This window comes from Sphingomonas xinjiangensis (assembly GCF_014199255.1).
Lineage (GTDB): Bacteria > Pseudomonadota > Alphaproteobacteria > Sphingomonadales > Sphingomonadaceae > Sphingomonas > Sphingomonas xinjiangensis.
Genome location: NZ_JACIJF010000023.1, coordinates 26373 through 38840 on the forward strand (window position 1 = coordinate 26373; position 12468 = coordinate 38840).

Annotated in this window: 6 protein-coding genes and 2 pseudogenes; all 8 read right to left on the reverse strand. The window is 64.2% G+C overall.

The genetic code is table 11. The features are described from left to right. Positions 1-314: 314 nt before the first annotated feature. Entirely contained in the window at positions 315-1709 is a 1395-nt protein-coding gene (locus FHT02_RS19140) for an HlyD family type I secretion periplasmic adaptor subunit (protein ID WP_184091444.1), read from the reverse strand. Beyond that, complete coding sequence (locus FHT02_RS19145; protein WP_184091446.1) at positions 1706-3874, reverse strand: type I secretion system permease/ATPase; 2169 nt, start codon at positions 3872-3874, stop codon at positions 1706-1708. The genes FHT02_RS19140 and FHT02_RS19145 overlap by 4 nt, the downstream gene beginning before the upstream one ends. Then, on the reverse strand, positions 3871-5547 hold the full coding sequence (locus FHT02_RS19150) for a TolC family outer membrane protein (protein WP_184091448.1): 1677 nt from the start codon (positions 5545-5547) through the stop codon (positions 3871-3873). Before FHT02_RS19150 ends, FHT02_RS19145 begins: the two co-directional genes overlap by 4 nt. Further along, the gene (locus FHT02_RS19155) at positions 5547-6056 is read right to left on the reverse strand and encodes a hypothetical protein (protein WP_184091450.1); all 510 of its coding nucleotides are present in this window, start codon (positions 6054-6056) and stop codon (positions 5547-5549) included. Before FHT02_RS19155 ends, FHT02_RS19150 begins: the two co-directional genes overlap by 1 nt. A gap of 625 nt (positions 6057-6681) precedes the next feature. Next, a pseudogene (locus FHT02_RS19160) lies at positions 6682-7852 on the reverse strand (IS3 family transposase). Between the two features lie 69 nt (positions 7853-7921). After that, positions 7922-10276 (reverse strand): type I restriction endonuclease, encoded by a 2355-nt coding sequence (locus FHT02_RS19165; RefSeq protein WP_184091452.1) that lies wholly within the window; start codon positions 10274-10276, stop codon positions 7922-7924. Positions 10277-10345: 69 nt separating this feature from the next. Further along, entirely contained in the window at positions 10346-11140 is a 795-nt protein-coding gene (locus FHT02_RS19170) for a hypothetical protein (RefSeq protein ID WP_184091454.1), read from the reverse strand. A gap of 526 nt (positions 11141-11666) precedes the next feature. Continuing rightward, positions 11667-12468: pseudogene (locus FHT02_RS19175) on the reverse strand (IS110 family RNA-guided transposase); the annotation flags it as partial.

Here is a 12468-nt window from a genome sequence, read left to right on the forward strand (position 1 = left end):
CACCCGGATACATCCGGCGAGAGACAGCACGGAAATCAGTAAGAAGGCTTTGAGGCCACCGATCGCCCGCCGCTTCGATCTTGCGACCGAGGAGACTGATCCAATCCGGCGAGTTCCACCGCCTGAGACGAGAAGGAGACGCGAAGGTTTGACACACGCATCGGTACATGCGCGCAGCACAGAACGTTCCAGCAATGCGTTTTCCCCCGCTTCCTTGGGCAACTTACACGCGCTCCCAGTCTGCGCAACACGAATTGGCGCGCGCGAAAAATGGTCACGTTAGATCAGGTACTCACGATAGGCTTTGCTTACTTTCATCGCTCGCGCCCAGCCTGGGACACTGTCGACTGCAATGGGCTCAAGAGGTAACTTATGATGCTCCGCGTTCCGGTGCGTACATCCACCGTTGCGGCCAGCCCCGGCGAAAGCGGGTAACGCCGCCCGTCGGCATCAACATAGGCGCGATCGAGCGCAATCGTCGCAACATACACCAATCCCAGTTCCTTATCCTGAACGGCATCGCGGCTGATTGCGCGGACCCGGCCGGGAACCGCACCGTAGCGGGTGAATGGAAAGGCCTCTAGCTTTACCGACGCTTCCTGCCCTTCATGCACAAATCCGACGTCCTTGTTTAGGATGCGCGCCTCCACCTCGAGCCCCGCACTGCTCGGCACGATTACCATCAGCGGTTTGGCAGGTTCGACCACGCCGCCGATCGTGTGCACCTCAACCTGCTGGACGGTACCATCCACCGAAGCTACGAGCCGCTGGAACCGGCTCCGTTGCCGCGCCTTGGTTACTTCCTCGCGCCGAAGGATCGCGTCGGCCTCGGCCTTGGCGAGATCGGCCAGTGCGGTGTGCCGCGCCTGCTCGCGGGTCTCACTAATCTGGCTGTCGAGCTTTCGCGCCTCGGCTTGGCCCCGTGTGATCTGGGTCAGGGCCACGTCACGCTCGCCAGCCTCGGTGCGGCGCTGGCGCTGCAGCTCGATCAACCGCGCGCCGGGCGCATAGCCCCTAGCATCGAGACGGTTCATGCTGGCAATCTGCCGGTCGAGCAGCGGCACGGTGTCCGAGAGCTTCGCCACCTGCGCGCGCGCCGCGCTGGCGTCGGACAGCGCAGACATCCGGGCATTGGCGAGACTGGCGCTGGTCGCCTCAACCTCGGCGAGTTGGGCGGCGATCAGGCGGCGCTGCGTCTCCGCAACTTCGAGGGGCGTGCCCGCGGGAGCGGTGAAGACGATCGCCTTGCCGGAGAGCGCATCGGCGATCGCGCGATTGCGGGCGATCTCGAGTTCGGCTGCGGCGAGTGCTTTCTCCGCCTGGGCAAGGTCCGCGCCGGTCAGCGTGGGATCGAGATCGATCAGCGCCTGCCCCTTGCGGACCCGGTCACCGTTGCGGACATGGATCGCGCGCACTACTCCGGCGTCGGGTGACTGGACCAGTTTGACGTTACCCGCGGGGATGAGCGTACCCGGTGCGGACGCGACGACATCAACTCGCCCGAACACGATCCAGGCGATCGTGATCGCCAGAAAAATCAGGGCCGCCCAGGTGACGGCACGCGCGGTGGGGGAGACGGGCTGCTCCACGACCTCCAGGGCGGCCGGCAGGAACTCGGTGTCGGCGGAGGGCACGAAGTCCTTGCGGCGTTCGCGATCGTCGCGCAGCGCCTGTTTCAGCACCTGCCAATGATGCCGCCAGCTGCTCATGCCTGCACTCCGCTCTGACGCCGGTGGAGATCGGCGTAGCGACCGTTCACGGCGAGCAGTTCAGCATGACTGCCCCGCTCGACGATGCGGCCGGCTTCGAGCGTGATGAGACTGTCGCACTGCCGCACCGCCGACAACCGGTGCGCGATGATGATGACGGTGCGGCCGTGCGCGATCGCCTTCAGGCTTTTCTGCACGATCTCCTCGCTCTCGGCATCGAGGGCCGAGGTCGCTTCGTCGAGGATGAGGATGCGCGGGCTGGTGACGAGTGCCCGTGCAATCGCAAGGCGTTGGCGCTGTCCGCCTGACAGATTGGTGCCGCGCTCCTCCACCGGCGTATCATAGCCCTGCGGGAGCCTCACGATGAACTCATGCGCGCCCGCAAGGGTCGCCGCCTCGATCACGCGCTCGAGCGACATGGCCGGATTGGAGAGCGCGATGTTCTCACGGATCGAGCGGTTGAACAGCAGATTCTCCTGCAGGACCACACCGATCTGCCGGCGCAGCCATGCGGGATCGATCTGCGCGATGTCCACGCCGTCGATCAGCACGCGACCTGAAGCAGGCACGTAGAGGCGCTGGAGCAGCTTCGTGAGTGTCGATTTCCCCGACCCGGACGATCCGACAATGCCCAACGTCGCGCCCGCGGGAATGTCGAGATCCACGTCTTCCAGCGTCCACGGCCCCTCAAGGCCATAGCGGAACTTCACACCTTCGAAGGCGACATGGCCCCTGAGCGCGGGGAGCGCGACGCGGCTCCCCGAGCCGGGCTCCACGGGCTGATTCAGCACGTCCCCGAGGCGCTCGACCGCAATGCGCACTTGCTGGAAGTCCTGCCACAGTTGCGCAATCCGGATGACTGGCCCGGAAACGCGCTGCGCGAACATGTTGAACGCGACGAGACCGCCGACGGTCAGGTCCTTCTCGATCACCGCCTGCGCACCGAAATAGAGGATCAGCACCATGTTGAGCTTCGAGATCAGCTGGATCAGCTGCGAGCCGGTGTTCCCGAGATCGATGACCTTCTGGTTGGCCTGGCTGTAGCCCGCGAGCTGCCGGTCCCAGCGATCCTGCCACTGTGGCTCGACCGCACTGGCCTTGACGGTCTGGATGCCGCCGATGCTCTCGACGAGCAAGGCATTGTTGGCCGCCGAACGCTCGAACTTTTCCTCGATGCGCGCGCGCAGCGGTCCGGTGACGAAGAAGGCAACCGCCGCATAGCAGGGGATCGCAAGCACGGCGATCAGGAATAGGGTGGGCGAATAAACCCACATCACTATCAGGAAGATGATCGTGAAGAACGGGTCGACGAGCACTGTCAGCGAGGCGTTGGTCAGGAACTCGCGAATGGTTTCGAGCTGGCGTACGCGCATCGCGACATCGCCCACGCGGCGCGCCTCGAAATAAGACAGATTTAGCCCAAGCAGGTGGCGGAAAAGCTTGGTGCCGAGCTCGACGTCGATCTTCTGGCTCGTGCGCGAATAAAGCCGCGTTCGCAGCCATCCGAACAGCGTCTCCCAGATTGATACGACGCCGAAGCCGATCACGAGAATTTTCAGGGTGTCGAGCGTATTGTGAACGAGCACCTTGTCGATGACGTTCTGGAAGAACAGTGGCGAGGCCAACCCGAGCAGGTTGATCGCCAGGGTGACCAGAAGCACCTCGCCGATCAGTCGCCTGTACTTGACGATCTGCGGAATGAACCACGAGACGTCGAAGGCCCGGCTGACGCCTCCGACACTCTCGCGGGTCGCAATCAGCACGAGCTCGCCCGACCACATCGCCTGCAAGGCGTCACGAGTGATCTTCAGCACTTGCGGCTGGACGCCGTCGAGGCTCGGGCACGGCGACTGGATGATCGCTTCATCCTCGCTCACCTGAGCGACCACGAACCATCCCGCTGGCCCGTTCGCAAGCGCCGGCAGGGGCGTCCGCACCAGCTTCTCGTAGCTGGTGCGGAGACTGCGAGCGCGGACGTCGCTCTGGCGCTTCGCGAGCCGTTTCAGATCGTCGGCATCGACCGGACGATGGTGACCGAGGCTATGGCGCAACTGACCGGCGTCGACCGCGATCCGATGCACCGCCAGCACAGTCGCGAATGCAATCAGCCCGCTGTCGTCTACACTGTTCGAAGTCTCGACGGCCGCCATGTCATTCACGCTCATGGCCGAGACTCTCCCCGCGACGGTACCGATACGCGGGGCAACGCAACGTCATTGCTCGCCGGAACGATGCCTGGGCCAGCGCGCGGCGAGGTCGGTGCAACGCGCGGGGCGGCGAACGGAGGCGCGATCCGTTCGGTCGCCTGCGGGCTATCGCTGGTATGGCTGACGTCATCGAAGACACGAAATGCGGGATCCCAGGGCAGAGCCCCGCGCATTTCAGCCTTCCTGGTATAGGCGGCGGGATCGTAAAGGCTCGTCCCGGTCAGCAAGCGCGCGACGTCGAGCTGGCCGATTCTGCGCAAAAGGGCGGCCTGCGCGACATAGGCGTCACGGCGGCTCGAGATCAAAGCGACCTCGGTCTCGCGCAGCTGGTTCTGGGCGAAGAGCACATCGAAGGTCGAGCGAAGCCCTTCACGATACTCTTCGAAAGTGCCCTCATAATAGATGCGTGCCGCCTGAAGCTGGACCTCCTGTGCCGCGCTGTTGCGGCCGGCGGAGGCCCAGGCGTTCCACGCGCCCAGCACTGCGTCGCGTACTTGGCGGCGCGTCGCCTCGATGCGCAGCCAATCGGCCGTGTTGCGGTTCTTCGCCTGCGCGACGAGTGCCTGGACACGGCCGCCATTCACCAGGGGAAGGGTCAAGGTTACCCGCGCCCCGAGGTTCAGGTCTTGATCGCGCCCTTCTAGCGGCGAGACTGGCCCGTTCGTACCGGCAGTACCACGCAGGCTGATCGTCGGGCTGCCCTCCGCACGCGCACCGGCGATCCGCGCCCGTGAAGCGCGCTCGTTCGCCATCGCCGCGGCGAGATCGGGATTGGCGCGGACCGCGGTCGCGAAGGCCTCGTCGACCGACGCGGGCAGCAGGGGCAATTGAGGCTCCGGCGCGAGGCGACCGGGCGCGCGTCCGACGATGCTCGCAAAGCTCGACCGGCTGGTCTCGAGCTGCGCCTCTGCGGCAGTGCGCTGCACTTCGGCTGCCTTGAGCTGGGTTTCGGCCTGGGCGATATCGGTGCGGGTCAATTCGCCCGCCTCGCGGCGCGCAACGACTTCATCGAGAGTCGCATTCAGCACGTGGACGTTGCGCTCGCGGATCCGCAGCGCCTGAGTATCGCGGCGGACATCGGCATAAGCGGCGATCAGATCGACCAGCAGGTCTCCTTCGAGGCCGCGCAGCGTCTCGCGCCCCGCGGCGCTGTCCGCGCGCGCGGCGAGCGTTTCGGCGCGCGCCCTCCCGCCGGTCCACAAGGGCTGATCCACGGCGAGTTGCGTCGTTACGTCGTTGCGCTCAATATTCGGATTGTTGAGCCGATCAACTAGTGGCCGCGACGCCTGGGTGATGACACCCGGATCAGTATAGTCATAGCCGGCGGCTGTCTGCAGCTGGACGGTCGCGCGGCTGCGCGACAAGGCGATTCCGATATTGTCGTCGGTTGCACGCAGGTCATACCGGCTCGCGGCCAGTGCCGGATTCGAAGCGTAAGCCTCGGCGATCGCGGAGGCGAGATCCTCGTTCGGCGGCAGCGCAATGGCGTCATCATTCTCCGCGGTGGGGGCAGGGTAGCGCCCATGAACGGGATTGAGGGCCTGGTCGCGTGATTGCGCCGCCGCAGGCGCCCAAAGAGCAAGCCCCGGCAGCGCTGCAAACAGCGCGGATATTCGCAGGAATCCTGGCATCAGCCGACCGAGGCAATGGGTCGACAGCCGAGCGCCGCTGCGCGCTCTACGACCTCGTACAGTCCTGCAATTCGGTACGCTCGCGGGCGCTTGCCGAAGTCCGCGGAAACCGCCACTAGCCGCCGCCCTTTCAGCAGCTCTGCGGGTACCAGCATGCGGCGACCATCACGATCGCTGGCAAAGCCGGGGTCGAGCCGGGCAATCTCGGGCACAAGATCGCGCCAGCGAATCGGCACACCGTCATCTACGTGGATCATTGCCTCGGAGGGATTGAAGACCCGGGGGAGGCGGATGACGATCGTACCGCGGCTGTAGGCGACAGCGCCCCGACGTGCCCACACGCGGCAGCGCCGCTCTCCTGAAAATGGATCGGCCGCGACCGCCAGACGCCAATCGGCGATCGTCTCGGGCCCGTGCGCGGGCCCGAAAGCAGCACTCGCCTGAGCCGGCACATACAAACCGACCAGTGCTGGCGAAAAGGCCAGCACCGCCCGCTTACCAATAAGCATCAATACCCCCGCCGCATGCCGGAACTGCGGTCCGCTCCGATTCCCCAATCGGACAAGTGGCGGCCAAATGCCTTATTCGACGGGCAAATGGAAGTGCCTGAACACACGAGCCTGCTCGATCCGTCGCAAAATGGTCGGTGTTCCGACGCGATGAGTGCCTCGCTGAAGGGTGGCGGGAATGCCGGATCGCTGAGACGCACGCAGGATTAGCAAGCTTGATCCTGCGCAAGGCAATTGTGAGGCAACGATTGGAAAAGGGCGCTCCCTTTGCCTCCTGCCTAAGGCGCCAGCGGGATCAGAAAACGTTTAGCGCTCGCCGCAATAGCTAGTGTACCCCTCGCACCAGCTTTCGCGGATCCTGTAGCAGGTCTGCTACACTGCTACACTATTGGTTTTGCTACATTTCATTACCTGCACACGCCTGCTACTAATAGCGTACGGTGTGTTGCATATTGCCTCGAAAGATTGCTTGGTCCGGTCGCCATAGCTCGAGCAAAAAACGGCTGAAAACTGCACTTCCGGTGGGCTTTTCATAGCCGAAACGGCGCCTAAGAGACACCCTTTTCAGTAAGCAAATCGGCGTTTCGAAAGTGAGCAGCCCCCACCGGGTGGTCCGGGTTGTTAGTTAGTGCATTGTCGTCTCCGCCGCCATTGCCGGGCGGAGGTGGAGCGAAGCGGAACCGGAGGCCGGCAATGGCGGTGTCGCTGTTTCCGGGGCCGGTGGTTGGTAGCCGAGGCTGCTGTGCGGCCGGACGGTGTTGTAGTGCCGCCGCCACGCCTCGATCAGCACCTTGGCTTCAGCGAGGCTGTAGAAAATCTCGCCATTGAGCAGCTCGTCGCGCAGCGAGCCATTGAAGCTCTCGTTGTAGCCGTTCTCCCATGGCGAGCCTGGGGCGATGTAGAGCGTCTTCACGCCCACTTGGCCGAGCCATTCTGAACCGCTGTTGCGATGAACTCGCTGCCGTTGTCCGACCTGATATGCGCGGGCGGACCCCGGTCGATGAACAGCTCGGCCAAGGCCGCCAGCACGTCTTCGTGGCGGAGCTGGCGAGCTACCACCAAAGCCAGGCATTCCCTGCTCGCCTCGTCGATGATGGTCAGAATGCGGAACTTACGTCCGTCGTGGGTTCGCGCTTCAACGAAGTCGTAGGCCCAGACGTGTCCTGGATACGCCGGCCGCAGTCGGATGCACGAGCCGTCATTCAACCACAGCCGTCCTCGCTTTGATTGTTTCTGCGGTACCTTCAGGCCTTCGCGTCGCCAGATCCGCTCGACCCTCTTGTGGTTCACCGACCAGCCGGCCGCATGCAGCAGCGCCGTCACCCGGCGATAGCCATAGCGCCCGTACTGCTTGGCCAGCGCGACAATGTCCTCGGTCAGCGCCTCTTCGTCATCCGCCCCGCACGGCACCTTGCGCTGCGTCGACCGGTGCTGGCCGAGCACGCGGCACACGCGCCGCTCGGACACATCCAGCACCTCCCTCACCTGGTCGATGCAGCGCCGGCGCCGTGCGGGGCTCAGAAGTTTCCCTTGGCAGCCTCCTGCAGGATCAGCTTGTCCAGCGTCAGGTCCGAGATCGCGCGGCGCAGCCGCAGGTTCTCCTTCTCCAGATCCTTCATCCGCCGCGCCTGATCCGTCTTCAGACCACCATACTCCTTGCGCCAGCGATAGTACGTCTGCTCGCTGATCGCGATGCGCCGGCACGCCTCCGCGGTAGTGCCGCCCTGACCCAGCATGATCTCCACCTCACGCAGCTTCCCGATAATCTCCTCGGGCTTGTGCTTCTTTGCAGGCATTCGTCGTCCCTTCCATGATCCAGACTGTCATAGTCGATGGACCACTCAGAAGGGGGCAGCTCAGTCACCCTACTCCTCTTCCACTGCTCCGCCAGCCGAATGCGCCGGCATCTCCATCAGCCTCTCGATCTCCGGCAGCACCGTGCTCGAAAGCCGTCCGCTCGCCCAGCCTGACAGTTCGATGTTCGAGCTGTCCTCGAGGGCGTGCAGGGCGTTGTGGACCCTTACCATCAGAACCAGACTGTCCTCGGCCAGCATCGCCGAGATGAAGTCGTCCATCTGCTCCCACTCCCGGGCGAAGAGGTGCCGCATCGACATCGTCACCGGATCCGCCAGGGCGTGCTCGCGCGCGAGCGTCTCGCCGTGATCGCCAAGGTCATGCACCATGACGCCCATCGGCTCGTTGCTGACGTGCAGAAGCGGAAAGGGACATGTTCCAAGTTCCATGATGAGGACGAGGTCGACCCGATCGGACAGCTCCGGCCCCGACGCCATCGGCCTTCGCGTCAGATGCGCAAGGATCGACCAGGACGTCAGGGCGCCGTATGTCTGGCCGGGCCCTTCGCCCGGCGTCGGCGGGATCGTCCTCCCAATCGCATTCCCGCTGCGGTCGCTCGGTGTGATGCTCCCGTCCTCTCCGATCTTCAGATGCATCAGGCTCCCGTCGCGAAGGGTCATCGCGATCAGCGCCGCTCCCATCGTCCGGACTTCGGGACGGTCTTCGAGCAGCTTGACGATGAGCAGCTGCGGAAAGGAGCCGAGACGCAAGCCGCAATCGATGATCGCCTGCGCGCCGATCACGTCCCCGAGAAACAGGCCAGCACAGGTGTCAGAGAGCCACCTCGCGGCCGCGGCCGGATCGTCTATCCGCGCCTCGAGTTCCCTTGAAACCACGTCGCACAATTCGGCCATGAAGAGCTCGGGAACCGTTGGCATGACCACGTCCTCGCCACCGGCGTGGCGGTATTCGCGCGCCCAGCCGTCAGCAACGAGCGTTGCCATCGCGGCGCGCCCATTGGAATCGAGGTCGTCGATCGGGACGACGAATCCGCCGATCTGCCCCAGGACGAGCGCCTCCGACTTCTTCGTCGCGCCGTTCACAAGCGCCCTGGCGATCTCGCGAAGCGGCCGCTGGATGTAGGCCAGCCCCTTCAGTCGCTCACGGGCATACCAGACCAGTTCCACGCCGATCGATGCGGGAAGCCTGATCTCCCGGCCGTAGGGGATGTCCTTGGGAATCTGCGCGAGCTCCGCGCGAAGGATCCATGGCAACCGGTGCACGCGAGAGAGTTCCGCGCCACGATCGAAGCCGACGCCGCCCTTTCCGAGCGAAGCACGCGACTGATGGAACTCGTCAGCCGTCAACGGCGACATTCGGAACGAGACCGCGGCCTCGGCCAGCGCGGACACATCCCGGCCGGACATCAGCACGTCGTCCGCACTCTCTGTCGTGACGAGGAACTTCAGTCGGTCGCCGAACCCGGACTCCGCGAAGGTCTCGAGCTCCTTCGCCACCAGCGACCCCTTCGCGACGCCGTCCACCGCGACCACCAGCGTGGGTCCTTCCGCCTTCGAAGCGAACCTGCGAAGCCAGGTCCTGGCGTCCTTCCCCTCGATCTCCCAGCCGAGCTCGCTGGTCAGCACGTCCGCAAGTCGTTCGAACAGGCTGGAATGCGCCATCGACGCCTTCACGAAGAGCATCGCGAACTTCGGTTCGAGCACGTCGGTCAGCACGGAGAACGACTTCAGGGCGTTCGTCTTGCCGGTCAGGGGCGCGCCCTCGAGGACGACCACCTTCTTGCCGGATTCGAAGGCGTCGATGGCCGCTTGGGCAGCCTGCCGGACGAAATGGAAGCGACCGAACGGCTTGCGCAGATCGTCATCCCAGGTGCTCAGGCGATCGATGACGCGATCGGTCGCCATCTGCACGGCGCTCTCCCAGATGGACGAGTCCGTGCCGAGCAGCGCCTCGATTGCAGCCTGGCGCTTCTCCGCCGCGATCTTCGACGCGTTGGCGAACAGTTCCCGGAGCTGGTCGGCCTCGACGCTGTCTCCGGCGAGATCCTCTCCCGAGTAGGCGTCGATCAGCCAGGTATCCGAACCGTTCGTCACGACCACGAGCGGCGCCGGATGCTCGAGGACGCGCGCGTAGTTCCGCCCCTGGTCCACGTCGTCGCGCGTGAGCTTCACCCCAGCCCGCTTGAGCTCGATCACCGCGATCGGCTTGCCCTTGTGGTTCAGGACGATGTCCGCCCGCCCCTCCTTCTTCCACTTCGTTTCACCATTCACGGTGATCTCGTTGCGTCCGAAGCGAAGCACGAGATGAGTCTGGTGGTCGATGTCGCCAGGCGGAATGTGCGGGAATATCTTCGGGAGCTGGGCGCTGAGATGGGCTTCGAGATCGGCTTCAGGCGGCGTGGTCATCGATGGGTTCCGTTCGGTTCTCACAGTGGCGTTCGATTTTCAGGTGGCCGCAGGCCTTCAACCCGGCGGTCAAGACTTTGCGGACCGTTCGATCACAAAGGCCCCGGCAGCCTCGATGATCGCTTCGATCATCTTCAGCGTGTCGCGAATGAAGTCCGCGCTCATGTAGAAGATCCACGGCTCCATGATTCCCTTCTTCGAGGTGCCGCGCTCCGACTTCAGGAACCAGCCGTCGGGCCACCCAGCCACGTCCTCGTCGAACTTCGCACGCTCATCGGCCGGCCATTCAAAGCCGTTGTGGAACATCCTGTTTCGGTAGCGAAACAGCGCCTCCATGCGGACTTGCCAGTCTGCCGGTAGATGGGCCTCGAGGCCCGTCAGTTCGGCTAGCTGAACGGTGCCCCGGAGTATGTCGGTGCTCTTGGTGAGCTCGCCCTTCCGCTTGCCCTTCCTGGCGATGCCGGCAACCACGTGCGGATCCCACACTTCGTCAGCCTTTAGCTTCGACCTCAGCTCCTTCAGATCGGCCACCGCCACCAGCTTTTCACGACCGATGGCACGGAAGATCGCGGTCATCAGCGTCTCCACGAGCGGGGCAAGCATCCCGAGCGCCGACATGCTGTGTGCCGCGTCCTGGAAGACGCCGGCATGCATGTTGTCGACCCAGGTGTTCTCAAGGTGCATCGCGTATTCGCCAGAGGCCTTCATCGCCGCCTTCCGTATGTCCGCGACCTCCTTCTGGAGCTCTTCATCCGCCTGCTGCTGGCGCCTGATCAGGCTGCGCACCGCAGCCAGTTGCGCCGTCAGATTAATCTCCTCCAAGAGGAACTCGCCGTGGTCCCGGTTCGTGAAGTCGAATTCCATGTTCATCCCCTCCCTTTCAGCTCACTCGGCTGTCCCCTCCACGCGGTCACGCCGGTTCGGGACTGCGCGGCACCAAACCCGGACAACGAGCTTAGCGCACATCAGCCACGGGCAGAATCGCAGGCGAATCAACTTTGGCGGAAGAAGCTGACCGACAATTTTCGACCAACTTGAGCCGTTCCTAGCCCCAGGCCAGAACGGCGGCTTCTCTATCGCGGCCTGAGTCAACAGGCGCACGCCGCTCTTCGGCGCCGCGAGTGCGCCGGTGGTGACAGATTGGTAGGCGGCGATCTGCAAACGCTGGTTTTCTGCTGAGCTTTAGATCGCCACACGGGGTTCGTGCTTCTCTCCGGGGTCGGCACGTAGCCGCCCCATGATGGGGTAAGACAAAGTAGCGTGGATCAATCTTTTGGACGCCCTTGCCGCTGGCGACAGGGCTGCAGCCCTTACGATCTCACGCCACCTTCGTCCCCGTGAGGACCTCTTCCTGCCGAGGCAGAACTGGGAAGCTCCTGTCTGGTTCGTATCAGGCGGCCGTGGCCGTGGTGTCGGGTTCTTTGCCCCAGCGGAAGTCGGTGCCGTCCGTCCACATGCGGTGGAGGATGACGGCCAAGCGACGCGCGACAGCGACGATGGCGCGCCGCATGCCTCTGCGCTGTGCGACCTTCATCCCCCAAGCCTTGAGCCACGACCAATGCCGGCTCTGGGCCAGCAGGACCTGCGCCGCTTCGTACAGCATCGTTCGCAGCATGATGTCGCCGGACTTGGAGCTGCAGCCATCATAGTCGAGCTCGCCCGACTGATGCTACCGCGGGGGTCAAGCCGACATGCGCACCGACGGCTCTGGAATGGACGAAGCGCTGGGGCTGGTCGATCGAGGCGCGATAGGTGAGCGCAACCACCGGGCCAACGCCGGGCGCGGTCATCAACCGCCGGCACACCGGATCGTGCCGGACTGTGTCGAGCAGCATCTTGTGGAGCGTGGCCAGCTGCTGGCGCATCACCCGCCGCACCGTCAGCAACGGCTCGACGATTGCGGCCAGTCGCGGAAAACCCTCGACCAGGTGACGGACACGGGCCTCATAGCCGACCGTGCTAACGACACCGACCTTGAGGCCGAAGTTGCGCAGAGTGCCGCGCATGTCGGACTCGATGTCGATCAGCTTGCGCTGGACGAGCTTGCGGCTGGTCAACAGCATCCGCTGCTCCTGCGCCGCCAGCGTCTTCACATGCACCGGCTTGAACAGGCCGACCCGCATCATCTGCGCAATGCCGCGTGCGTCGTTGCGGTCGGACTTGTTGATCTGCTGCGCTTGCAACAGCGCCTT

Excerpts from the sequence above, each read along its gene's own strand:
- FHT02_RS19145 (WP_184091446.1), bottom strand. The coding sequence starts at position 3,874 with ATGAGCGTGAATGACATGGCGGCCGTCGAGACTTCGAACAGTGTAGAC.
- FHT02_RS19140 (WP_184091444.1), bottom strand. The coding sequence starts at position 1,709 with ATGAGCAGCTGGCGGCATCATTGGCAGGTGCTGAAACAGGCGCTGCGC.
- FHT02_RS19155 (WP_184091450.1), bottom strand. The coding sequence starts at position 6,056 with ATGCTTATTGGTAAGCGGGCGGTGCTGGCCTTTTCGCCAGCACTGGTC.
- FHT02_RS19170 (WP_184091454.1), bottom strand. The coding sequence starts at position 11,140 with ATGGAATTCGACTTCACGAACCGGGACCACGGCGAGTTCCTCTTGGAG.
- FHT02_RS19150 (WP_184091448.1), bottom strand. The coding sequence starts at position 5,547 with ATGCCAGGATTCCTGCGAATATCCGCGCTGTTTGCAGCGCTGCCGGGG.
- FHT02_RS19165 (WP_184091452.1), bottom strand. The coding sequence starts at position 10,276 with ATGACCACGCCGCCTGAAGCCGATCTCGAAGCCCATCTCAGCGCCCAG.